16 protein-coding genes and 1 tRNA gene are annotated in these 25,968 nt (G+C 47.9%); 7 read left to right on the plus strand and 10 right to left on the minus strand.

From position 1 onward, the window contains the following. Positions 1-554 precede the first annotated feature (554 nt). Both GJR95_RS08045 and GJR95_RS08050 read right to left on the minus strand, forming a co-directional pair. Entirely contained in the window at positions 555-1,673 is a 1,119-nt protein-coding gene (locus GJR95_RS08045; protein ID WP_162385388.1) for a hypothetical protein, read from the minus strand. A 535-nt stretch (positions 1,674-2,208) separates the two neighbouring features. Continuing rightward, positions 2,209-2,601, minus strand: coding sequence for a DoxX family protein (locus tag GJR95_RS08050; RefSeq protein WP_162385389.1), 393 nt, complete (start codon positions 2,599-2,601; stop codon positions 2,209-2,211). 84 nt (positions 2,602-2,685) lie between these two features. Between GJR95_RS08050 and GJR95_RS08055 the strand changes: the two genes are divergently transcribed. Beyond that, positions 2,686-3,042: a winged helix-turn-helix transcriptional regulator gene (locus GJR95_RS08055; protein WP_162385390.1), complete on the plus strand. Its 357-nt coding sequence runs from the start codon at positions 2,686-2,688 to the stop codon at positions 3,040-3,042. A 47-nt stretch (positions 3,043-3,089) separates the two neighbouring features. On the opposite strand, the gene GJR95_RS08060 is transcribed toward GJR95_RS08055, so the two are convergent. The 4 genes from GJR95_RS08060 to GJR95_RS08075 all read right to left on the minus strand — a co-directional run bounded on the left by GJR95_RS08060 (position 3,090) and on the right by GJR95_RS08075 (position 7,049). Beyond that, positions 3,090-4,022: a helix-turn-helix domain-containing protein gene (locus GJR95_RS08060; RefSeq protein ID WP_162385391.1), complete on the minus strand. Its 933-nt coding sequence runs from the start codon at positions 4,020-4,022 to the stop codon at positions 3,090-3,092. A gap of 92 nt (positions 4,023-4,114) precedes the next feature. After that, a complete protein-coding gene (locus GJR95_RS08065; protein ID WP_162385392.1) occupies positions 4,115-5,002 on the minus strand; it encodes an NmrA family NAD(P)-binding protein in 888 nt (295 codons plus the stop codon). A 201-nt stretch (positions 5,003-5,203) separates the two neighbouring features. Further along, positions 5,204-6,700, minus strand: coding sequence for a pyridoxal phosphate-dependent decarboxylase family protein (locus GJR95_RS08070; protein WP_162385393.1), 1,497 nt, complete (start codon positions 6,698-6,700; stop codon positions 5,204-5,206). A gap of 277 nt (positions 6,701-6,977) precedes the next feature. After that, positions 6,978-7,049, minus strand: a tRNA-Glu gene (locus tag GJR95_RS08075). A 186-nt stretch (positions 7,050-7,235) separates the two neighbouring features. Here GJR95_RS08075 and GJR95_RS08080 point away from each other — a divergent pair. Further along, positions 7,236-9,797, plus strand: coding sequence for a M14 metallopeptidase family protein (locus tag GJR95_RS08080; protein WP_162385394.1), 2,562 nt, complete (start codon positions 7,236-7,238; stop codon positions 9,795-9,797). A 70-nt stretch (positions 9,798-9,867) separates the two neighbouring features. Here the strand turns inward: GJR95_RS08080 and GJR95_RS08085 are convergent, their stop codons facing one another. Beyond that, positions 9,868-11,313, minus strand: coding sequence for a BNR-4 repeat-containing protein (locus GJR95_RS08085; RefSeq protein ID WP_162385395.1), 1,446 nt, complete (start codon positions 11,311-11,313; stop codon positions 9,868-9,870). A gap of 318 nt (positions 11,314-11,631) precedes the next feature. Here GJR95_RS08085 and GJR95_RS08090 point away from each other — a divergent pair, with 318 nt between their 5' ends. From GJR95_RS08090 to GJR95_RS08105, 4 genes are all read left to right on the plus strand, one after another. Continuing rightward, the gene (locus GJR95_RS08090; protein ID WP_162385396.1) at positions 11,632-15,723 is read left to right on the plus strand and encodes a glycoside hydrolase family 9 protein; all 4,092 of its coding nucleotides are present in this window, start codon (positions 11,632-11,634) and stop codon (positions 15,721-15,723) included. Between the two features lie 355 nt (positions 15,724-16,078). Beyond that, complete coding sequence (locus GJR95_RS08095) at positions 16,079-16,507, plus strand: VOC family protein (protein WP_232541118.1); 429 nt, start codon at positions 16,079-16,081, stop codon at positions 16,505-16,507. 307 nt (positions 16,508-16,814) lie between these two features. Then, on the plus strand, positions 16,815-18,542 hold the full coding sequence (locus GJR95_RS08100) for a GMC oxidoreductase (protein WP_162385398.1): 1,728 nt from the start codon (positions 16,815-16,817) through the stop codon (positions 18,540-18,542). 169 nt (positions 18,543-18,711) lie between these two features. Further along, positions 18,712-20,271, plus strand: coding sequence for a sulfatase family protein (locus GJR95_RS08105; RefSeq protein WP_162385399.1), 1,560 nt, complete (start codon positions 18,712-18,714; stop codon positions 20,269-20,271). Positions 20,272-20,344: 73 nt separating this feature from the next. Here GJR95_RS08105 and GJR95_RS08110 read toward each other — a convergent pair whose 3' ends face one another. Beyond that, a complete protein-coding gene (locus tag GJR95_RS08110; protein WP_162385400.1) occupies positions 20,345-22,858 on the minus strand; it encodes a glutaminase family protein in 2,514 nt (837 codons plus the stop codon). Positions 22,859-23,039: 181 nt separating this feature from the next. Continuing rightward, on the minus strand, positions 23,040-23,663 hold the full coding sequence (locus GJR95_RS08115; RefSeq protein WP_162385401.1) for an NAD(P)H-dependent oxidoreductase: 624 nt from the start codon (positions 23,661-23,663) through the stop codon (positions 23,040-23,042). Between the two features lie 141 nt (positions 23,664-23,804). Between GJR95_RS08115 and GJR95_RS08120 the strand changes: the two genes are divergently transcribed. Beyond that, entirely contained in the window at positions 23,805-24,704 is a 900-nt protein-coding gene (locus tag GJR95_RS08120; protein ID WP_162385402.1) for a LysR family transcriptional regulator, read from the plus strand. 146 nt (positions 24,705-24,850) lie between these two features. On the opposite strand, the gene GJR95_RS08125 is transcribed toward GJR95_RS08120, so the two are convergent. Beyond that, the gene (locus GJR95_RS08125) at positions 24,851-25,960 is read right to left on the minus strand and encodes a Gfo/Idh/MocA family protein (RefSeq protein ID WP_162385403.1); all 1,110 of its coding nucleotides are present in this window, start codon (positions 25,958-25,960) and stop codon (positions 24,851-24,853) included. Between the last annotated feature and the right edge of the window lie 8 nt (positions 25,961-25,968).

The following is a 25,968-nucleotide window of genomic DNA, read 5'->3' on the forward strand; positions in this document are numbered from 1 at the left end:
GCCTTCATAAAGGCCTTTGATGGCTGCCTGTTTAAAGGCTTCAAAATCGAACTCGTTAGTCATGATAGTGAAAGTTAGAGGTTTTACTCCTTTCATTCACCTGTGACACAGTTTAGCGAGCAGTCTCAAATCGATCCATTTCTCCAGCAAACTCCCCACCTGTATACTCAAATCTGTAGTTAGGAGATGACTGTTGCGCATATCCCAAACGAAAGGAAAATGCTATTAACAAGGCGAGTATGATTTTCATGGGTTCTATTTTTTCTAATTACAGACTGTTCCCTTCTTTTCGTTATCGGTAACTCCGATCCTTCTATATCCACTCCCAATCCTGCTAATATCATCAACTGTGAGATTGTATCGACCGGCAACTTGATTGTAAATATCAGGCGTTCGTCCATAAACATCACCAAATTGAAATAAAGCAAGAGCCCGTGCGTCATTCTCTGAAATATTAGGATATAAAGCCCTCGTAGCATTGACAAGATGGTCAACATAGTTTTGAGTCATATCAACATGCTGATCAAACTCGCTTAAGGAATTACCTTGGCTATCTAAAATACCATGAACAATTCGTGATAAATTGTCATGGTTGCATACTCTTTAGAAGCATCCGCTAAAAAATTAGCATTCACATGCATTATTATCGTTAGTGGATTAGTAGAGGTAACTTCTGTTCTAGCTGCCTTACCCAATCCATTATCTTCCTGAAAGATCATCATATTGAGACCTTTTGTATTATTAAATACTTCGTTAAACGTAGTCTGGACGTAATTTTTAACATTAGCATTAATTATACCATTTACTTGACTCCGAACGCAAGGTTTAGTTACCTGATTATCAACATCTGCGCTACCACCTGTCCCAGGATCGCCTGAAACGGGATCTTGAACCCAGTAACACTCATTATACATTTCTGCACCATTATTCTCCCAATGGCCGCATCTATAGCCTTCCTGAGTAATCCATGGTGTACCTACATCATTACTGGTAGGAGGATTAGCATTACAATCATTCGTATAGGATGTCCCGACAACTGCCACATCAGCAAGGCCCGATTGGGTTCCCGGTTTTTGGCAGTAACAAGTGAAATAATATTGCATTCTGCAATTACAAACCTCACCTGCTGGCTTTGCATTGGCACTAGTAGGGTTAATTTGAAAAGTAACCTTGCCTTTATCATAACGATAGCCAAACAATAATTTCCCATCATTAATCGATCTGAAAAATACTCTTCCTGAAAAAGAATCAGTAATAGTATAGCTAGACCAATCTCCAGCTGCTAGCTTCGATGTGAATTGAACGATTCGCCCCTGAAATTTTTTACTTAATTCATCTTTAAAAATACGCAGATGAAGCTGCTGAGATTGTACAGAGCTACCCTTTACATTAAAATTGACTGAGCCCTTAAAAGGGACAATGAGGAAGTCTTTATCATCGCTAGATTTTTTAAATAGGGCCCCGCTCCATTCTGGTTCCAGCGTGGTGAATAAGCTCGTTTTTGATTTAAACTGAGAGTTATACCATGTCTCGGCTTCTTTGACACTAAAACTAGTGCCTCTATTAGGTAGCCTAAGCGTGTTCTCTTTGTTACAAGAGATCAGTAGCACCATAATTAAGAATAAAGGTAACTGTAGGAAATTTGACCGTTTAAAGACGCTAAACTTTTTCATTATATTTGTTTTGTTTAATGGTGAAACATTAGACTCCTGTAAAGCCCCGCGTCCGGTCGCCAAACTGTCGTGGGGCTTTCGCCGTAAAAAACGGGATTCACTGACTTATTGACTAATGTCAGACGGCTCTTTCCGTCTGAAATCACCATTTTACCGGACAAAATCACCCAAAAAGTCACTACTATTAAATTTATATATATTTGGTATTTTTAAATATATATATTAAAATGACAGGACACATCATACAGGTCTATTTTAAAAATATAATTTACTTATATATATAATTAAATTATTAATAGTATTAAAAAGTCCATTTGCATTATTTTCACTGCGGGCTGTAAGAGTTCTTGTAATGAAGCCATAGACTGGCCGTATACACACCGTAAATGCTCGAAATAGCACCAAAAATGATAAAAAGGTAAGACCCTATAGTTGCCAAATCTAGTTAATCAGGAGGTTGGTTTTAAGGATTATTCCCATTTCTCAGTTGCTTACAAGCAGTTTTTTGGCCAAAGCCCTTCATCAAAGTAGGTTTTTACCAACGTCTCATACGACGCCCCCAGAAAACGAACAGGGCGAGTGCCAGCATGACAAAATTGAACGGTGTATTGGCGGCCTCGCCACGAGACAAATGGAAGGCAATGGCGCAGACCATAAGCATCGCTAAACCCAACGCTGCCCATACAATTAACCCTGGCTTACGGATAAAGGCGGGTAAAACGATACCAATACCGCCACCTAGATCGAGTACAGCCGTGAAACGAAGCAGGTTCGGATATTCTCCCGCCCAGCGCCACATGTCGGCAAGCGTAGAAACAGGCGTAACCAATTTAAAAAGCCCCGATCCAATAAAGGAAAGTGCAAGTAGTATCTGAACGACCCATAAGGCTATGTGCCGATTTTTTGAGTTTTTTTGTTGGCTTACCATACTGGTTAAGTAGGAGTTGATTGGTCTGTCAAAGGTCTCTACTTTTACTTTCAAAAAGTAAGCAGTTACCTGAACGTAAGCAGCATGATTTTAACAGAGGGCAAAACGAAGCATATCGATTGTTTAGAACAGATGCTTCCGATCCGTGATGCGCTGGATGTAATAAGTGGCAAATGGAAAGTATTGATTCTAACGTCAATTATGCATGGCAATCGGCGTTTTACGGAAATACAGACGAGCATTCCCAAAATCAACCCCAAGGTTCTTTCCAAAGAATTAAAAGACATGGAAGAACATCAGTTAATCAAGCGAATCGTTCATGATGATCACCCTGTTTTAATTGAATATATCGCTACGGATTATTCCCGTTCGCTGAAGAAGGTCATGATGGAACTACATAGCTGGGGGATTAATCACCGCAAACAATTGCTGGGAAAATAATCAGTCTGCTATCCCGTTCCATCAGTTCCGCCAATACGCGGAGTGCTTTACTGACGAATTGAGGGACCAATAAAAGAATTTCGAAACTCCAGTGGTGAACAATTGGTTTTGCTCTTGAATAAGCTGCTAAATGACTGCGAATGTTCAAAGCCTAATTCATAGGCAATTTCGCTTACGGTCAAATCGGTAGTCGACAGTTTTTCTTTTGCCTTTTCTATCAATTTATCGTGTATGTGCTGTTGGGTACTTTGACCTGTCAATACTTTTAACAATACGCTCAGATAATTTGGCGATACATTTAACGATTCGGCAATGTATTGAACCGTTGGTAATCCTTTTTCCGCTAAATCATTACTAGTAAAATAGTCGGCAAGAATAGCTTCCAGTCGATTGAGGAGCTTATGGTTCGTAATTTTTCGGGTTATGAATTGGCGATGATAAAATCGATCAGCATACGTCAGTATTAATTCAAGCTGTGCAATAATTACGGCCTGACTAAATCCATCGATGGGCGAATGATATTCCTGTTCAATATTTTTTATAATCCCCGTAATTATGGCTTCTTCTTTTTCTGAAAGGTGCAGGGCTTCATGTACCGAATAACTAAAATATTCGTATTGCTTTATTAGTTTGGCTAAGGGTGTATTCCACAAAAAATCGGGATTAACGAGTAACAACCAGCCCGAATGTTGTAACTCTTCATCTGCCTCAATTGTAAAAACCTGACCGGGCGAAATGAAGATTAGTATTCCCTCATCAAAATCATATTCCTGCTGACCGTATTTCATCTTGCCGTTAAAATTTCGTTTAAGCGCGATGGAATAAAAATCATGAATAATGCTTGTCGGCTTACCACCCGACAAACGCTTGATCACTTCAAAATTCAGTACGCTAACCAATGGATGCTCCGGCTTTGGCAAAGCCATGAGTTTATGATAGTCGGTTATGGTCTTAATTCTGAGGGGTTGTATACTTTTCATTAGTAACGAATGAATGTTATACGATTATAGATACACTTTCATTGATAAAACCATCAGAAACAGTCATGCCGTTTCTGATGATTCAAAGACAATTACCCCCTGTGAAAAGCAGCCGCAAATTCTCGGGCAAAATCGTCGAGCTTTACATTGCCCATAGCCGTTGGTTTGTTCAGGTCATAATCACGTCGCATGGCGCCACTATGAATACTTGCCCCCAGATCGATAAAGTTCGCGGCCAGATAGGCAGGTATTCCTCTGTCTTCGAAACCACTTTGGGCCTGCTCATCGGTAAAGGTGATCCACTTTAGAGCTGGCTTGCCAATGGCGACACCTAAACGATGAGCCACTTCGCTGGCGGTAAGATCATCGCTGGCTACATAGCGTATGGCCTGTACAGCATCCAAGATCACCAGTTCTTCGGCAGCGACGGCGGCAATATCAACTGGAGCAACCATAACAAGTTTGTCATCGTCCCCGTAATTCGCGCCAATAAAACCCGCTTCTTTTATCATATCGACAAAAATGTACAGGTTGTAATAAAAATAAGTAGGGCGAAGGTGCGTAATGGCAACGTCCGACAGTTCATTTAGTATGCCTTCTACATCGTAAGCACCGAGGATGAATCCAGTGCCCTTATCTAAATCTGCACCGTAACTACTGAGATTAACCACACGCTTTATACCCACCTGTCTGATGGCCTGCGCATAGCTATTGCCAATTTTCTGGTAATACGCTCTCAGGTCAGGCACGGCATAATTGGGCGGCACCATCGTATAAACGGCATCGGCACCTGTAAAGGTGGACACCAGGAAATCAACATCGTCCAAAGAACCAATGGCTGCGGTGACACCCAGTGCTTCAATGGCTTTTTGCTTTTCTGGTTTGCTGCTGATAACCGTAACTGCATGCCCTTTTTCTACTAACTCCTTAGCCAGTGGCTTGCTGATATTTCCTAACGAACCTGTTACTACAACTTTCATTTTTCTATTTTTCCACAAAGTTCCGCAGCTGCGAAGAACGATATGTAATCAAATCGTTTGTTGTTGTAGTCAAAACATGAATTTGTACAGAAGATAATACGTCTCAAAAATGCACCCGGCTTTACGCCTTAGCCAGTAGTTCTGCCAAATCGTAAAGCCTAAATAGGAGTCAGTACAGGAATGGGATGCGATTAACTAGGATCAGTCGATTTTCGTCAGGAGTTGGCTGTGCATTTTTCGGCCTTCATCAACGATGATCACTATAATTTCCTCTATATCTTTTTTTGATGTTCTAAAATTAACAATACAGGCCCTTAAGCAATACACGCCATTGATAACGGCATTTGATAAAAATACCTGACCTCCCTGTTGCAATTCGTTCAGCAGGGATTCATTTAATCTGTTCAGATAACCCGTCTCTTCTTGAGTGGCAGGTCTATAATCTAGTGGAACATACCTAAACGTTGTAATGCTTAAATTCTGCGTAATGGCTTCGATTTCAGAATGCTTATTAGCCAGATCGAATAATAACTTCGATAAGGCTATATCTTCACCAATCATTTTGATATAACCCCGTCGCCCTACCTGTTGTAACGTAAGCCAGACTTTTAATGCCCGGAAACCTCGTGAATTCTGAAAGCCGTATTCATAATAATTTAGAGCTGGCACTTCGTCGGTCGTACTGAAATTATAATAGACTGGATGAGAGCTGTAGGTCTCCAGTAAGTGGTTGGGATTTTTTACTAACGTACAGCCGGCTTCCAATGGGCTATAGAGCCATTTGTGCGGATCGAGGGCAATCGAATCGGCGGCCTGAATGCCTTCAAATACATCGTTCAGTTTCGGAATCACAGCCGCCGGTATCCCATAAGCCCCATCTATATGAAACCACAGGTCATATGCCTGGCAGATTGAAGCAATCCCCTTCAGATTATCTACCGCACCGGTACTAACATCGCCGGCGGTTCCGATAACCATAATGGGTTGACAAGCATTGGCAAGGTCCGCCTTAATGGTTTGTTCCAGAACATCATTGTCCATTTTGTTCTGGCTATCAGTCGGAATCCAGCGAATGGCACTGGAACCAAGGCCAAATAAAACAGCCGCTTTGTCGATCCAGGTATGCGTCGTTTTTGAGCAATAGACTGTCAATTGTTGAGCGAGAGTAGCCATTCCCTCTTCTTTTATTGTTTTAGGGGCTTTTGCCGTTCGAGCCGCTAAAAAAGCGGTAAAATTGGCCATATTACCACCACTAACCAGTAGACCTCCATAGCTGGGAGAAACGCCAATTAATTCAGCCAGCCATTTCACGGTTTGTTTTTCAATTTCAGTGGCAATGGGGCTTAAGCTGTTGGCACCGACATTAGGATTAACTGCAGCAGCTAACAAATCGGCTAATGCACCGATTGGTGCCGGAGAGGACGTGATATAGCCAAAAAATTTGGGATGGCCATTAAAGAGCGAATGGTTGAATAGTAAGTCTGTGGTTTTAGTAAGAATTTCTTCAACAGACTTTCCCTCTTCGGGTATGGATTGTGTGCCAATAATTGTTTGCAATTGTTTGGGAGACTCTCCAGTGGTCACGGGTTTTTCCTCAATGGTGTCAAAAAAATCGGCAACGGCATCAATTAACTGGTAGCCAATTTTTTTGAATTCTTCTTTCCCGATTTGGATTGGAGTTGCCCGTTTCGTTGCCATACCATTGTTTCGCCAAATGTGAGCAAACTTACCTGAGCACGTGAGTCCTTAAGGGTTTCGCTTTCTTAAATAAACGAAATAATTCCTGGCCAACCCGTCACTTGTTTAGTTATTGGCACGAGCCAATGCTGTGCTGAGGGTCGTTGGTTTGGTATCCGGGAACGCTTTACGAAGTTTGGAGGGACAGCGTGTAGTACACCGAATGCCAAAGAAACAGAAAAGCCCTGAATAACAACGTATTCAGGGCTTTTTGTACAACAACTGTTGTGATTGTTAGTGACCGATACGGGAATCGAACCCGTGTTACCGCCGTGAAAGGGCGATGTCCTAACCGCTAGACGAATCGGCCGTCTTGTGACCAAGACCCAACGTTTTAGCTTGTTTGCCGCTGCGTTGGCGAATCGTGGTGCAAAGGTAAGTCGATGTTTTTATAATGCAATAGTCACCCTCAAAATTTTTTCAAAAAAAGCGTTCTTGACCGATTTACTGCTATTTTTGAAGGTGTTAGCTTTTATATTTTTTTTTCACCTGATTCATGAAACACCTTTTGCTGCTGGCGGGCCTTATGGTCGCGTCGCTGTCGGCTTCATCGCAAACGACCAACTCCTCATCCACCCGACTGGATTCGCCCGCTCAATTCCTCGGCTATAAAATTGGCGAACGATTTACACCCCATCATCGCGTTCTGGCTTATGCTGAGCAAGTTGCCCGGCAGATGCCTTCCCGTGTCAAACTCCTCCCCTATGGTACAACCTATGAAGGCCGTCAGTTAATGGCCGTTGCCATCGCTTCGGAAGCGAACCTGGCTCGTCTCGACGAGATTCGAACCAACAACCTCAAACGCATTGGCATGCTCGAAGGGCAACCCTCAACGGCAACTCAGCCGCCTATTGCGTGGCTCAGCTACAACGTTCACGGCAACGAAGCCGTTAGTTCCGAAGCTTTCATGGAAGTCCTGTACCGGCTGTTGAATACAACAGATCCGATTTCCCAGAAAATCATGAACACGACGGTTGTCATTCTGGACCCCGGCCTGAATCCGGATGGGCATGACCGGTATGTGAACTGGTACAATCAGATGATGGGTCAGTACGCCGATCCGACACCCTTCGCCCGTGAACACGTTGAGCCCTGGCCAGGTGGTCGATACACGCACTACCTGTTCGACCCAAACCGCGACTGGGCCTGGCAAACTCAGGAAATTACACAGCATCGCATGGCGCTCTATCAGCAATGGATGCCTCACCTCCACGGCGATTTTCACGAAATGGGAGTTGAAAGCCCCTATTACTTCGCACCTTCAGCCAAACCCTATCACGAAGATATTACGCCGTTTCAGCGGCAGTTTCAGCAAACCATTGGCCAATATTGCAGCCGCTATTTTGATCAGAAGGGCTGGCTCTACTACACCCGCGAGCGTTTTGACCTCTTTTATCCCAGTTACGGCGACACCTACCCAACCTACAACGGGGCCATCGGTATGACCTACGAACAGGGTGGTAATTCACGGGCTGGTCTGGCTATTGAAAAAAACGATGGCGATACGCTGACCCTTCGCCAACGGATCGACCACCATTATGTAGCCAGCATCGCCACACTTGAATCGGTAGCCGATCGTCCAGCGGAGGTCGTGAAAGAATTTGGCCAGTTTTTCGACAAATCGCGAAACACACCTATCGGGCCTTACAAAAGCTACCTCATTAAATCCAATGGCGATGCCGGGCGCTTAAAATCACTGCAACAGCTTCTGGATCGCAATAAAATCACGTATGGCTATGCGGGCAAAGCACAGACAGTAGCCGGATTCAATTACACAAGCCAGAAAAACGAAAAATCGGTTGCTATTGCTGCCGAAGACATGGTTATTAGCGCCTATCAGTCAAAGTCGACGTTGCTCAAAATTCTGTTTGAACCAAATTCAGCTCTGGAAGACTCCGCAACGTATGACATTACGGCCTGGTCGCTGCCTTATGCTTTCGGTCTGCAAACCTATGGCCTGACAACCCGATTAACGCCCGTCGCTTCTCAATCCGCAACGAGTGCGCCCGCTTCGACAACGATCACGAAACCCTATGCTTATGTTGTGCGCTGGCAGTCGCTCCCGGCCGTGCAACTGCTCGCTGGTTTGCTGAAGCAAAAAGTCAGAGTGAGAGCAGCCGAGAAACCGTTTGAATTAGAAAACAAGACGTATCCCTCGGGAACGCTCATTGTAACACGCGCCGGAAATGAACGCTTTGGCGATCGTTTCGATGCCCTCGTTCGGGCCGAAGCCACCAAGTCGGGTGCCGACCTTACACCGGTCCAGACCGGCTTCGTAGCAAAAGGGTCTGACTTCGGGTCTGATTTTGTAACGGGACTAAAAGCACCCCGTGTGGGCCTCGTTGTGGGCGAAGGGACCCCTCCACCGGCAGCGGGCGAGGTTTGGCACTTCTTCGATCAGGAGTTGGGCTACCCCATTTCGCTTATCGATGGGAACACGCTCGGGAACGTTGAGTGGAGCAAACTGGATGTGTTAATTCTGCCAACGAACTACAATTACGCTCGCTTTCTGAACGACAAGAACCTGTCTTCCATCAGAGAGTGGATTCGGGCTGGTGGTAAACTCATTGCTCTGGAGCGGGCTACATCGTTTCTGGCAGGAAAAGATGGGTTTGATCTGAAAGAGAAAGAAGATAAAAGCGGCAAGGACAAAGCAAAAGAGAAAAGCAACCCGGCCGACTCGCTTAAGCTCTATGGCAACCGCGAACGGGCAACTATTTCAGATGAAACGCCCGGCAGCATTTATCGCGTTAACATCGACACAACGCACCCACTCGGTTTCGGACTGACAGGCGGCTATTACACCCTGGTGCAGAACACGTTCAATTACGACTTCCTGAAAGATGGCTGGAACGTTGGTTACCTGAAGGCCGACAATTATGTAGCTGGCTTCTCGGGTAAAAATGCAAAGGACAAGCTAAAAAATACGCTGCTGATGGGCGTTCAGAATTACGGTCGCGGAAGCATCGTCTATCTGGCCGATGATCCGCTTTTCCGGGGATTCTGGTACAATGGCAAACTGCTCTTTGGCAATGCCGTATTCATGGTTGGCAACTAGTAGATTACTTCCTGAACATAAGAATGCCGGGCAATACAGCGATTCAATCGCTGTATTGCCCGGCAACTTTTTATTTTACCAGGATTGGTTTCTCCAGCTCAGTCTTCATCTCGGCGGGTAGCTGAAAAACCTGACCGTCCTGATTGCAGAAATAGAGGTAGGACGCTGATGGCTTTCGGGCGTTTCCATCGGCCCAGAACGCGTAAAAACCAGGCTGCGCTGCCACCGGACGCCGTGGATAGGTCTGATTGCGAACCATGTTTTTAGTGATAGCTTTCATGGTTGCCCAGCTCTGTCCCTGATTTGTGCTTTTCAGCAGGATCAGGTTGCCACCCGTACCGTATGGCTGTGGCCCCGCTTCGACCGGCCCAATAATCTGCCAGGTTTTCCCCTGTACATAAAGCGAGCCCATATCGTAATTATGGTCTGATTGAGTCACCCGATGAATGGCCCATTCTTTACCGGTCCAATGGGCAATATGCCATTCATGTGGTCCGTTGGCAGGGCCGGGGTCGGGGCCTTTGCTGGTGATATACAAAATTATTGGACGGCCAACCTCATCATAATTCACATCGCTGATGTACGCGTTTAATCCCAGACTTTTATACTCCTTCACCAGGGCCGGATTGGCTATTTCTGCCAATGGCAGGCGAAGCGGCTTCCCGTCAGCCGTGTGCCAGGTTTTCCCAAAATCATCGGTTTCCGCGTAATAGATGTTGGTGCGATAGTCCAGCCCCGCTCCAACTTTGGTATTGGGATGATAGTTGAATGCACTGCCCACTTTATTCTTCCATTGCCCACTGGATTGGTAATGACCTTCTTCAATAGTCGCGATATCCTGCCAGGCCGACCAGTTAACGCCATCGGGACTGGTAATGAACGAGATTGTTCGGCGGGGTTTGTTTGCCCCGTAGATCAGAACGCCACGATCGTAATGTGTCATCAGATTGAAGAAACCCCGGCCCGGCTGGTAATACGTTTGCAGGTACGAAAAGTTGTCGAACGGAATGCGTTTCCCGGCGTCATCCTGCCGCGTTGCCGTTATTGGCTCAAACGAACTAATGTCGTATGGTTTACGGCTGCGGTGGATAAAAGACGGGCGTTCGGTGCCGTGTGAGGTAGAAAACACCCAGATGTATCCCTGAGCATCCAGTTGAATCACCGGATTATCGTGGGCGTCGTCGGTCTTTTTATTGAGCAGGAGTGTCGGGCGGGATACCATGCCCGTTTTATGGTCGAAGTAGCCGATCATATGGCACAGATCACGGGAAGTAGAATCTGTCACACCTCCATAACAGAAAAACGTCCGCTGAACAGCTGGGGCATAGACCGAAAACGGGTAATGATTCGCGGGGTAGGTGCCTAAACCACCACTGTATTTATAAGCGTACTCATTGTTGGTAGGGCCGATGAAATACCAGATTCCGCGATAACCAGCGGCTTTCTGATTGAGGGTCTGCGCCTGTCCCGTAGACGTTACGGCCAGACACAGCACGGCGACAAGGATACGTAACATTCGTAGCGTCGGGTTAAAACGTCTATAGTATTCTTAAAACTGACGAATGGAACGTTTCTACCCGAAAAATAGCCATCAGTCAGAAGGTAGGTCATTCAAACTGGCGATGGCAAAAAGTTTAAATTTTTCACATAAAGCAAACTAGAAAATTAAAATTAACACCAGTCAATATCTTCTGGTAAACATTTTCCAATTTGTTTAAGCAGAAAAAAACACAGTCGACTCCCCAAAATATACGCTTCAGGCGAATCATACTCCTTTAGGTTGGCTGTCTCATCTACTTTGCTGGCTCATTTTTTAACTAAAACAGTAAAGCGTATGAAAAAAGCAAAACGGTTTTTCCGTTTAGGTGTAGGCTTTTGCCTGAGTTGGATTTTGTCGGGTTGGTTAAGTCCGCTAGCCGTCAGGGCTCAGTCGGTCAGTAAACAGATTATTGTCGATCAGTTCGGGTGGCGATTGTCGGCGAAGAAAATGGTTGTCTTTGCGAATCCCATTACCGGACAGAACGCCGGAACACCCTACATACCGGGCGGGCAGTTTCAGGTGCGTCGATCAGCCGATAATGTGGATGTGTTTACGGGCGCAGTGGTCCAGTGGAATGGCGGTAGCACGCACGAAGATTCGGGCGATAAAGCGTGGCATGGTGATTTTTCGAGCCTGACAACGCCGGGGACCTATTACGTTTATGACCCTACGAATAACCTTCGGTCGTATGATTTCGAACTGAGGGACGATATCTACGCTGCGGCCCTGAAAGCATCGACACGAACGTTCTATTACCAGCGTTCCGGTACATCAATTCCGGCGCAGTACGGCGGCAGCTGGACACACGGCCCGGCTCACATGCAAGATGCGAACGCGTTGCTCTATACGGGTTCTGCCCAGGCAGGTACGCAGCGTAACGTGACAGGTGGCTGGTATGATGCGGGCGATTACAATAAGTATATCCCGTTTCTGAACCACACGCTCTGGAATCTGATGGTGGGTTATGAACTCCGCCCATTGGCATTCGCAGACAACACCAGCATTCCGGAATCGGGCAATGGCGTGCCGGATCTGCTCGATGAACTTAAATGGGAACTTGACTGGATGCTGCGAATGCAGGCTGCCAATGGCGGGGTTCATAATCGCGTTACCGTAACTAGTTATGACAACGGCACAGATGATCCCTCAACCGATACACAGCCACGTTACTACACACCCGTAACCACCTGGTCGACAGCCACCTTCGCAGCTATCATGGCGCATGCGGCCCGGATTTACAGTGGGTATGCCGGTCAGTATCCAGCCTACGCCAGCACACTCCGTACAGCCGCTGAAAATGCCTGGGCTTACCTCGAAGCCAATGCGACCATGCAACCCGCATCAGGAAAAGATGGTGCCAGCACGGCTGCAGCTGATGCCGGTTCTGATTCAAATGACGACAAAAGACGACGGATTGCCGCAGCGGCCGAACTATTCGCCACAACGGGTACGGCTAAATACAAATCGTTTTTTGAGGCTAATTACAACGATATCGGCGGCACCAGTGAAAACGGGTTTCATCCGTTCTCGGCGGGCCATCTGGATGCGTCGCTTTGCTGGGAATTGAATCGTGCCTACTATGTTTATGCCAAAGCCAGCGGCTCTACGCCAGCCATCGTTTCGGCCATTAAAGACAAGTTCAAGAATACAATGGACTGGCCTGTGGAAGCGTATTACACCCAGAAGAATGACCCCTACCTGGGCTTTATGTGGACCGGGCATTATTCATGGGGCTCAAATCTGCAAAAAGCACTCTGGGCAATGCTGCCGATTCTGGCCGTCGATCTAAATGTCAATCCCGCCAAGAACGCTCTGTACAAAGAGATTGCCGAAGAGTATCTTCACTACTTTCATGGCAGGAATCCATTGTCATGGATTTATCTGAGTAATATGGGAAGCCGGGAGGCCAACGCCGGGGGCGACAACAGCGTCGATGAGTTCTACCACAGTTGGTTTCGGGATGGTTCGGCCCGTTATGATGGTGCCGGATCTCAGTTTGGGCCACCACCGGGCTACGTGGTTGGCGGACCGAATGTCTATTATGGCGGTACGGCTTCTCCACCCAAAGGTCAGCCCGCAATGAAAGCCTACCGGAACTGGAACACGTCTTACCCGGAACCCTCCTGGGAAATCACCGAACCGGCCATTTATAATCAGGCTGGCTATACGTTCCTGGTCGCGTATTTCACGACGCCCTCCGATACGCCCCCACCAGCCACGCTGACAATATCGAGCAACAGTCCAGTCTGTGCCGGACAAACGCTGAACCTGGTAGCCAATGGCGCTCCTGCCGGAGCCACTTTTCAATGGAATGGTCCGAACGGGTTTACGTCGACTGTTGCTAATCCAGGCATCCCGAACGCAACGACGGCAGCATCCGACACCTACTCTCTCACCGTGACCAGCAGCACAGAAGCGGCCAAAACAGCTAGTATTGTTGTTACGGTTAATGCCTTGCCAATCGCTTCGGCGTCGAGCAATAGCCCCATCGCAGGTGGGCAAACCCTGACGCTGACGGCTGGCAACGCAGGTGCCGGAGCGACGTATAGCTGGCAAGGTCCTAATGGTTATTCGGGCAACGGTCAGAACGTTTCAGTGGCAAACGTAACGGCATCTGCATCAGGAACCTATACGGTAACGGTCGGCTTAAGTGGTTGCACCAGCACGGCTACAACAGTTGTATCTGTTACGGGCACAACACCCGGACCCGGTGCTGGTTCGCAAATCATTTACGAAGATGCCCTGCAAACGGGTTGGGCCGACTGGTCGTGGAGCACATCGCGCAACTACAACAATACCTCGCCGGTCTATAGTCAGGCGAAGTCGCTGGCCGTACAGCATACTGCCGGTTGGGGCGCATTGTACCTACATTCGGAGACGCCAATTACGTTAAGCGCTTATCCATACCTGAAATTCTGGGTACATGGCGGAACCAGTGGAACCCAGCGAATGCAGGTTGTGATTAACAGCAGTGGCTCGTATGAGTTCAGCGCCAAAGCCAACCAATGGACATTAATCACCGTTCCGTTCTCGGCTTTCGGCAATCCGGCAACGCTCCGGGATATATTCATTCAGGATGTAACGAATCAGGCTCAGCCTGCCTATTACATCGACCAGTTGCAGCTAGCCTCCGGGCAGGGCGAAAACCCACCCCCTTCGGTTGTCGTCAGCGCGTCAAGCAATAGCCCCATCTGTACCGCCCAACCGCTGAACCTGTCGGCAACCGTAACGAATGCTCAGGCGGGTACTACGTACCAATGGAACGGCCCGAATGGATTCACTTCCTCTACGATTAGTCCAACGATTCCTGCTGCGTCCTCATTAGCTTCGGGAACGTATAAGCTAACCGTAGTGAGCAATGGCGTTTCTTATACGGCAGCTACCACGGTTACGGTTAAACCCTTACCAGTAGCTCAGGCTTCCAGCAACAGCCCGGTAACGGCAGGCCAGACCCTGAATCTGACAGCAGCCAACGCGGGTTCGGGAGCAGGTTATCAATGGAATGGACCGAATGGCTTTGCCTCAACGACTCAGAATCCGGCTATTTCTTCGGTAACGACAGCTGCATCAGGTCAATACACATTGACCGTTACGCTGGCCGGATGTGCCAGTACGGCCACAACCAGCGTAACCGTAACAGGCGGCACGACCGATCCTGACCCTGTTCCAACCGGTTATCTGATTTACGATGACGCGCTCAAAGCGCAATGGTATGACTGGTCATGGAGCACAACGCGTAATTATGCCAACGGAACGCCCGTAAAAGCTGGCTCGAAGTCACTGGCCGTACAATACACGGCAGGCTGGGGTGGTTTGTATCTGCATCCGGAAACAGCGATCAATCTCGCAGCCTACACGCACGTCCAGTTCTGGGTACACGGTGGTAGCGCAACTGGCAAACGGTTCGACGTTATGATTAACGACAACTACAAAACCTACACAGTCCAGCCCGCTGCCAACACCTGGGCTCTGGTTTCGATTCCGCTATCGGCGCTCAACAGCCCCGCCACCCTGAAGGATCTGTATATTCAGGACACGGGCGGTTCGATCAGTACACCATTCTACATCGATAACCTTCAACTGGTCAAGTTATCGTCGGCGCGGGTGATTGCGGAACAACCGGAAGGAAAACCAACGGTACAGATTTCACCAAACCCGGTTTCTGGCAATCAGGGAGTTGTGCATTTATCATTCAGCAACTTCCCGGTCAACGAGACACTAACCGTTCAGCTTGTCAATGAGCAGGGTCGATCAGTACATCAGGAGAGTCTTGTTCTCGCTGGTCGTGAGCAGTCGATAACACTCCATAAACTGCGTACAGGCACTTATTTGCTTACGGTTTATGGTCAGACAACGCAGATTACACAGCGTCTGGTCGTCGACTAAATTCAGTGATTCACATCATTAAATTCACAAGATTCGCTCTATATCTACAGTCAGGTCTTAAGCCCTACCACAGTTTGGTTGCGTATCACTAGTAACCACGTTCCGCCGTTATGGTAGCACGGTTCGAAGCGAAAGGCCTGACTGTATTTCACTAAGTAGCCACTAATTGATTCAGCCTTGGTTTATGATAAACTATATCGATCACTTATGTATGTCCAGCTTTTAGCATCTACATGTAGTACGAAATTTAATTTACGGAATTTCGTACTACATGTAGATACTAAAAGCTGGACAAGGCTTTATGTCTTTTAATTCATAAGGAGAAAAAACGATGACAAAAAATAAATTACTCCGAATGGACAATGTCGGCATCGTGGTAGAATCCCTCGATGAGACCATCCTTTTTTTCGCCGAGCTTGGCCTGAAACTCGAAGGGCGTACCAGGGTCGAAGGAGAATGGGCCGGGCGCGTCACGGGACTAGGTACTCAAAGCGTCGAGATCGCGATGATGGTCACTCCCGATGGCCACAGCCGACTCGAGATTTCGCAATTTCTCACTCCGCCTGTTGTCTCAGATCACCGGAACGCCCCTGTGAATGCGCTCGGCTACCTACGCGTCATGTTCACCGTGGAGGACATTGACGAGTTGCTCGACAGGCTCCGCAAGATCGGCGCCGAGCTCGTCGGCGAAGTGGTTCAGTACGAGTCCTCGTACCGGTTATGCTATATCCGCGGCCCCGAAGGACTTCTCATCGGGCTGGCCGAACAACTGGGTACTAAATGAGTAGCGGGGTTTTCTAAACTCCTCAACGAGGAATTTTCATCAATGTTATCATTGACAAAAGCTGCTTTCCTTTCGACCTGTTTAAACGTTCTATTCGGAAGAGATTCTGTTGAGTCAAAGTCGGGTCGAACTTGTTTCGGCCTGACGACAGCAGGAGACTTGTCTGGAAAGTTAAAATAGCCTCTTCAGTTTATCGGGTAGGTATAATCGTTCAGCATCGGCTTTTTAGTACGTAAACCGTTTCCCAAAAAGACTAGCTTTAGCTGTGGCCAACTCCTGAGCACGACTAGAGATTTCCGAACCCCTTATGAACCTTAATCTTAAAGCACAACTCAATAATACGTTCGATGCCATTGTGGTTGGTTCGGGCATTAGTGGTGGCTGGGCCGCGAAAGAACTCACCCAGAAAGGATTGCGGGTACTGATGCTCGAACGAGGGCGCGACCTTCAGCACATTACAGGCTACGACACCGCCCTGAAGGCCCCCTGGGAGTTTGCCCATCGCGATCGTACGATTTTACCAAAAGATAACCCAGCCCCTGATTTTCGGGTTCTTGGCTATAATGAACAAAATGGCCATTTTGTATTCGATAATCGAAACGCGCCCTACAAAGAAATACACCCATTTCTCTGGTATCGTCCTGACACACTGGGCGGTAAGTCGATTATGTGGGGTCGACAGAGCTATCGATTCAGCGAGATGGATTTCGAGGCTAACGCTCGCGATGGCTTTGGTACCGACTGGCCAATTCGGTATAAGGATCTGGCTCCCTGGTATAGCTACGTCGAACCATTCGCCGGTATTTCAGGCAATAAGGAGGGTTTGGCTCAATTGCCCGATGGTGAGTTTTTGCCGCCTATGGATTTGAACTGCGTAGAGGAGCACGTTCGCGGAAAACTGAAAACCAAAATGAATCGCGTGATGACGATTGGCCGAACCGCCAACCTGTCGAAAGCCAATCCGATCCATACCTCGGTCGGCCGCGCTCCCTGCCAGTACCGAAATCATTGCGCCAGAGGTTGCCCATATGGGGGCTATTTCAGTTCACTTTCTGCTACGTTGCCAGCCGCCCGCAAAACCGATCGGCTCACGGTTCGGACGGATAGTATTGTATCGGAAGTGTTGTTTGACGAGAAAAAAGGGAAAGCTACCGGTGTTCGGGTCATCGATTCAAAAACGAATCAGACAACCGAGTATTACGCCCGGATTATCTTTCTGAATGCGTCGGCCATGGCCACGAATTTTATTCTACTTAACTCCGTTTCAAGCCGTTTCCCAAACGGGTTCGGCAATGAAAGTGGCACCTTAGGAAAATACATCATGGACCACCATTTTCAGGTAGGGGCCAATGCACAGGCCGATGACATGGGGTTCGATGACAAATACTACTACGGGCGTCGGGCGAATGGCATCTATATTCCCCGCTATCGGAATATCGGCACCGACAAACGTACGTACCTGCGGGGCTTTGGCTATCAGGGCGGAGCTTCCCGATCCGGCTGGCAGCGACTGATTGCGGAAGCATCCAGTGTTGAAGGAAATTTCGGAGCAGCACTGAAGGAAAGAGCGACTCAGCCTGGGCCATGGACGATGGGCATCATGGGCTTTGGTGAATGTTTACCCTATGAAGACAACACGATTACGCTGAATCATAATCGGCTCGACAAGTGGGGGTTACCTACGATCACATTCGACGTAAAATTCCGTGAAAATGAGGAGCGTATGCGTCAGGACATGATGAACGATGCCGCCGAAATGCTCGAAGCGTCTGGACTGAAAAATATTACGACGTACGATAATCATTCGATACCCGGCATGGCTGTTCATGAAACGGGTGGGGTTCGAATGGGCCGCGATCCCAAAACGTCGATGCTCAACGCCCACAATCAGCTTTGGGCAGCTAAGAATGTGTTCGTTACCGACGGAGCTTCGTTTGCTTCTGTAGCCTGTCAAAACCCATCGCTCACATTTATGGCCCTAACTGCCCGAGCGGCCAATTTTGCCGTCAGCGAATTGAAACGGCAAAATTTATAAATTGAAGCTGTTTAAGCATTTCTTTTTGCGTCAACATCAAGCTAATCCAGTCTCCGCTATTTTAAGCTTTAGCCTTTTAACAGCTTGCTAAATCAACCATTTCTTGATTTGACAACGAAATGGTTGATTTCACGTAGGCAACACCCAAACCAAATTACGTTAAAAACGAATGAAGTACTTCCTGTTAAGTGGATTTAGTACGCTGGTCTTTCTAGGCTTGCTGACCTCATTTCGCCCCCAGTTTGACAATTCTCCCACCCGATCGAGCGTGGCCAGACCGAACGCGGCCCGTCCAAAAAATATTATTTACATACTGGCCGATGACCACCGCTACGATTTCATGGGGTTTACGGGTAAAGTCGCCGGATTGAAAACGCCGAACCTCGATCGGCTGGCCAATGAAGGTGCCCATGTTCGGAATGCGTTTGTAAGTACCGCCCTTTGTTCGCCCAGTCGGGCCAGCATTCTGACAGGCCAGTATGCGCATACGCATAAGGTGGTCGACAACTTTGCGGCATTAACGCCGGGCCTAAAATTCTTCCCGCACTACCTGAAACAGGCAGGCTACAAAACGGCATTTCTGGGCAAATGGCATATGGGCAATACCGACGATGCACCCCAGCCCGGTTTCGATTATTGGCTCAGCTTCAAGGGGCAGGGCGTTTATTATAACCCAACCTTCAACATCAATGGAAAACAGGTTAGTTATACCGACAGCAGCTACACCAGCGATTTACTGACCGATTATGCCCTGAAGTGGCTCAGTTCGCTCGACAGGAACAAGCCGTTCTGCCTTTATCTCTCGCATAAAGCGGTTCATGCCGAATTTCAGCCCGCCAAACGTCACCGGGGTATGTACCGCAACATGCCAATCAATTATCCGCAGAGCATGTATTTAACGGCCACAGATACCAGTAAAATCTGGGGGCCGAAACCGACTCAAAGTCCGGAAACGGGTGTCTTAAAAGTCAACATGGCCGACATGCCTGCCTGGGTGAAAAACCAACGGTATAGCTGGCATGGGGTCGATTATATGTACGACGGGCAAATTGGCTTCAACGATTTTTATCGGCAGTATTGTGAAACGCTGATGGGTGTAGACGACAGCGTTGGACGTGTGCTAAAGTGGCTGGAAGCGAACAATCAGCTAGAAAACACCCTGATCGTCTACATGGGTGACAACGGTTTCAGCTTTGGCGAGCACGGTCTGATCGACAAGCGACACATGTATGAAGAATCGATGCGGGTGCCGCTGCTGATACGCTGCACTGACATCATCAAACCCGGCACAAAACTGGATCAGGTCATTCAGAATGTAGATATTGCCCCTACATTAATGGCATATGCAGGGCTTTCCAAACCGGCGCAGATGCAGGGGAATTCATTTTTGCCATTGCTTAAAGGCCAAACGATTCCCTGGCGCGACCGGGCTTTCTACGAGTATTATTGGGAAGCTGATTTTCCGCAAACGCCCACCATGTATGGTGTCAGAACGGGGCGATATAAGTATATTTTCAACCACGGTGTCTGGGACGCGAATGAGCTGTATGATCTACAGAGCGACCCGCAGGAAGTTAACAACCTGATTCGTAGTTCAGAGCATCAGAAAATTGCCCAGGACATGCGCAATCAGGTATTCGACTGGCTCGAATCGACGGGCGGATTGCAGATTCCGCTTCACCCGATCCGGCAAAAGCGGAACGATCACCGATATAAGGGAACGTATTGATCGTAAAAAGATGGGGCCTTCGGTGCGTTAGCATGACCGAGTGTTATTTGCTCGCGCACCGACGGACCCATTTCTATTTTTTCAACTGCTTCTGTAGCAGCTTAATGTAGTACCCCCCTACCACCGATCGAGCCTGAAAACCAACCTGTTTGGCGTTCGTTGTTTCGTGCCAGTCAGTGAGCGGCACACGGCTTGGCGTTTCGTTGGCAAACTTCCAGACTGGCTTAATTAAGGCCTGGAAATCGGCATCTGAATCAGCCAGAGTAGCGGTCCACATGATCCAGTCCGATTTTGTGTAGGTTTTCCGGCTGTCCAGCGGCAGTCCGTATGTATTCTGATGATTGAGATAAAAGGCAATCTCTTTTTTAGCCACCTCCTCCGGAAACACGTTCAGATCCAGCAACTTATCCCAGACGATGTTATACTTCTGGCTCCAGCTTCCCGCCGTTTTGTCGAACGTAAGCGCATAATGATCACCATCCGCATCGAGTTGCATCCACTTGCGAGCCAGCTCGCGAGCCAGTGCAAAATGCTCATCGGCCGTTTTCTGATCACCCATCATCCGGGCCAGTTTACCATAACAGGCAATGCCGACAATAGCTTTTGCCGATAAATTGGCATTACGGGCCAGATGGCCGGCAAAATCATCGGTACAAAGCTGATTGGTCGGATCGAACCCATCGCGTTTCAGAAAGTCAACCCATTTGGTCAGTGTCGGCCAGTGCTCACGGGCGAAGTCAGGCTTACCGTCAACCTGAGCCACGGCAGCTGTCAGAATCATCATATTTCCGGCTTCTTCCACGGGCATATCTTCGCCATACGTTTGCCCGTTTGCCAGCGGATAAGTGCCTACATCATGTGCCGGAAAATCCTTTTTCCAGCGCCCGGACTCGCTATAATCGAAGATAAACCGGAGCAGACCCTTCGCCAACTCATTGTTGTAGAGAAGAAGTAACGGAGCTGATGGGTAGGTTATGTCCACCGTTCCAATTGACCCATTGGAAAAATTCTCTTTCGAGAAGAAAAGAACGGGCGCTTCCTTCCCTGCTCCTTTGGGACCTGCCACAATTTTATGGGCAGCAATAGCCTGCCGGTAGGCCAGAACGCACAAATCAGCATACTCCTTACCACCTGCTTTTTCGGCATCAGCACGTACTTTGGCATCGAAGGCGGTACATTTCTGGCGTAGCCGCGAATAGTCTTTCTCCGCCGTTTGCAGTAAATCGGGCATGGTTGTTTTACCGTCGCGATTCCACCAGGCCCGCAGATTCTGCTGAAAGTACTGAACCGAGTATAGATCATCGTAGGCCAGCATCAAATGCCGGGCAATCGGTTTGGTTACGCTGCCCAAATCAAGCACAGCGGCTACGGCCATTGTCTGTGCCGGTTCGGCCATTGCTTTATCTGCGGTTCCCGAAAGCTGGCCCTTGTCGAAAAATAGCTGCTTAAGATCGGCTACTTTTCCTGATCCGGTACGGCTGCTAGCCGATGGTTGCGGCACCGCCAGATAGGCATAGCCCCAATCGATACGAACGTTATCACCTTTTTGGGCCAGCACCGGCTGGTCCTGTGTGCCGACCGTTTGATACGATAACCCCGGAGCCTGGCCAGCTTTCGTCAGTACGTTCTGCCCGGCAGTATTGGTAGCCATTGTGGCCGATTCGGTGAACAGAATCTGCACCGAATGCGGCTTACCGTCGCTCGATTGCGCATTGAACGTCACATAGGTTACAGGCCGGGAAGCCACTTCGAGCTCGTCGAGCAGCAGTGGCGATAGAAAATTAACGGTCAGCCCGACTGGCCCCGCGGTAAAAGTATATTCAGTTTGGGTAGCCGATACCGTTACCGCCGTTTGCGTGGCCACTGTTACGGCAGAGGATTTTATGGGATTGACAATGCCTACGTCAATAAACGACCCACCCCGTGGACTAACACAATGAATTGCCAGCACATTTTTACCAGCCTGTAAAGCCTTTTGGCCTTCAGCCGACAGGGGCAGGTTTACGTATTCGTTTAAGTAATCCGGTTTAGCCAAAATTTTGGTGCCATTCAGATACACCTCTACATCGTCATCGTGATTGATCGACAACAGCAAATTGGCTGGATCAGCCTTGCCATCATAGGTGAACTCACGCCGGATGTAGATTCCATCTTTCATGGATTCGCTGTTTGTCCAGCGGGTTCGCGCTTCGGGTGTATCGCCGAAAGGACCCGGTGCCGATGTCCAGCTGCTGGCATTGAAGCCGGGCTTTTCCCAACCGTCGCCGGGTTTCGTCGTTGTGTATAAAGCGGTATAAGGCTTCAGTTCGGCAGTTGGCAGAATTGGCGCGTAGGTGGTCGGAACGGCTCCCAGAAACTGGTATACTTTTCCATCGACCCGAATCATTCCTTCGAGCGACTGTGGTTTACCAGTCCAGTGGCGCGTTGGCGAATCGGTAAGTTTATCGGTGGTACTCCAGACGCTGAAGTAGGGATCGTGCGTCACGAGCGGGTAAGCAGGTGGTCGCAGCGACTGAGCGTGTATCCCCTGTATCAGTAGGGAAACGATTAGAAAGAAGAGTAAACGGGTTGATTTTTTGTCGTGCATTGACGGTTACTGATTTTTACTTCAACTGAAGTCTTTCTACCTATAAATCAATTTCCCGGAAACCTTTACTCTCTAACGCATAAAATCGCCACGAATTCCTGCTCATCAATCCCCGTAACGACCCATTGATCTAGTGCTCTTTAAACCTATAAGGTTTCAAAAACCGCACCAGCGGCCCGGCTTATAGGTTTATAATCACAGCAGCAACGGACTGGCCCAATAGTACTTTCTCCAGATGAGCCCTATAAAGCAGTTTATCCCGAGCGATATTCACATTTTTTTCAACGTCGTGAAAGTGAATACTTTCCAGCGGCTCCATACCCGTGAACGCATTCATTCGGTGAAAACCGAACATGACCCCTTCGTCCACGCTTTTTTGATTAAAAAATTCGCCTGGCAGTGTAAACGCTTCCTTAGGTGCATTCCAGCTTGTGGTAAGCATGTAGTGCCGACCATGAAGTGTGCCACCAGTACCATAGTTTACAGCTGGATTTTTACGCGAACGGCCATCACTGGTGTAAATTCCCTGCTGATGACCAGCTGTAAATACCCGGTCAAGATATTCTTTCATTCGGTAAGGTAACTGGAACCACCAGACAGGCGTATGATAAATCACAATATCAGCCCAGACATATTTTTTGACTTCCTCAAGTGGGTCGTATTCATCGTTGATGTTTGTAACTTTTACGTCAAAATCAGGGTGTTGGCGCAGGAAATCCAGTGTCCAGCCTGTTAGTGTTTCGTTAAATGCGCCACCCGAATGAGCAAACTTTTGACCGCCGTTGATGACAAATACCGTTTTCATATCCTTCTTTTATAATAAGTTTTTTGCTCCGGGTAACTAAGTTGAAAACCTGCTACCGGGATTCTGGCTACAAAATTAAAGACACCAACGGTATCATAAAAATAACACAACTAGTAGCTTTACATCATAATACTAATAGATATGGTGATTAATCTGGAATGGTTTCGTACGTTCAAGGCTATCTACGAAACCGGCTCACTGACAGCCGCAGCTCAGGTTCTGTATATTTCGCAACCAGGTGTGAGCTTGCATCTAAATTCGCTCGAAGCCCATACGGGCTATAAGTTATTTGACCGGGCCGCGCGAAAAATGGTACCCACAGAGCGGGGAAAAGTGATGTATAATTATATTGTCGAACCCATCAATAAGCTGGAAGTCGCTGAACAGCAATTTCAAAAAAGCTCAAAAACCGATAAGGCAACAATTAGCATCGGTATGTGCTTTGAAACGTTTCAGTTCACACTGGAGCCGCATTTGGCGACCCTGCCTTTTAATGTCATTATCAAGTTTGGCGACTACCCTGATATGCAACAGGATCTCGACAAAGGATTGCTCGACTTAATTATCACCCCACAAAAAGGCATACAGGCCAATCTGGATTACCGTCCTTTTTCTAAAGAGCGAATTGTTCTGATCGGGGGAGCGAAATCGAATACCGAAGCGTTGAGTGATCTTCTCGAAAATAAAGCATTTGGCGAAGCTGAAGCCTGGTTAAAACAGCAGGTTTGGTATAGTACAGCCGCCGATATGGACAATCTGAAAAAATTCTGGCATCAGAATTTTTTCAAACACCCCGATTTTAAACCCAACTACATTGTTCCTAATATATGCTCCATTGTACGGTGCCTGAGCGATGGCGTAGGCTTTTCAATTATTCCTGATTTTTTATGCCGGGATGAAATTGAGGCTGGCAAGGTTAAGCTGGTTTGGGCGGGGCAGAACGTGATTGAAAACACGCTTTACTTCGGTACACGGAAGAAAACGATCTATGCCCATGAAATTAGCCGGATTCAGCAGATTTTCGAAACACAGAATCTTTAATCCATTGGCTGTTCAGAAGTCATACCGCCACTAGCAACCTATCAAAATAACCCTTCGCTTCCCAGTCATGATTCTGTCGTTACCAGCGGGTTGGGTGAATTCATAATGGTGCCCTTATTCGCCAAAAACGGCTTCTTAACTAGCCATTAGACCCGCCAGTCGATGGTTATTTTTCGGCCGGTATCGGCAGCCTGTAGTATCGCACCGATTAATTTTATGTCTTTCCAACCTTCTTCGCCCGATGCTTCCGGTTTTGTTTTATTCTGAATCGACTGAATAAAGGCATCCATCTGGGCAGTTTGCTGGAAACGGGGTGAGGGCACTTCCATCGCACCCTTGCTGGTGATTCCCTGCGCCCCCGTTGCATTGAAAGACGGTTCGAGTTTAAACCAGCCCCGTTCGCAGGTAACATAAAGTCGATCTACGTACGACGAATAGGTCGTGCTGGAGTGAGCGACTGTGCCATCCGGAAATTCAAACTGCCAGAATACGGTCTCGTAGATATCCTTGAAATGCTCCTTATCGAACGTAAATGCCTGAGCAGTCACGCTGATTGGGTCGGCATTGAGGGTTCGGCGGGCACCCTGGATCGCATAAACACCCAGATCCATAATGGCCCCACCTCCACCGATTTTCTTGTCAAGTCGCCAGGAATTTGGCCCCGGTACGGTAAAACCCAATCCCGATTCAATCACCTTTACGTGGCCAAAGGTTTTCTCGGTTGCCAACCGGCGCATCTCCAGATGATGCGGTTCGAAGTAAAGCCGATAACCGACCGATAGCTGAACCCCGGCTTTCTCACAGGCCGTAATCATCTGCCGGGCTTCGGCCGCGTTCATAGCCATTGGTTTCTCACAAATGACATGTTTACCCGCCTGAGCAGCCCGAATCGTGTATTCGGCATGGAGAAAATTAGGCAAAACGACATAGACAATATCGATGGCAGGATTATCCCGAATCTGATCGAATGTCTGATAATTGTAGATGTTCTTCGCCGGAATGTTGTAGGTAGCCGCCCACGATCTGGCCTTTTCGGGCGACCCCGTTACGATACCGGCAAGGTAACAATTCTGGGTTTCGAGCAGTGCCGGAGCCAGTTGATTCGTGGCATAATTACCGAGTCCTACGAGTGCGATACCCAGTTTTTTTGCTTTAGGTGCACGATCGGCAATCAATTCTGTTGGTTGAACGAGTGCTCCGCCAACGACCAAAGAAAGTGCTTGCAGGGAGGTTCTACGAGAGATAAGGGCCGCCATTTAGTATC

Origin of the sequence: Spirosoma endbachense (genome assembly GCF_010233585.1) — a bacterium.
In the GTDB taxonomy this organism is placed as follows: Bacteria; Bacteroidota; Bacteroidia; order Cytophagales; family Spirosomataceae; genus Spirosoma; species Spirosoma endbachense.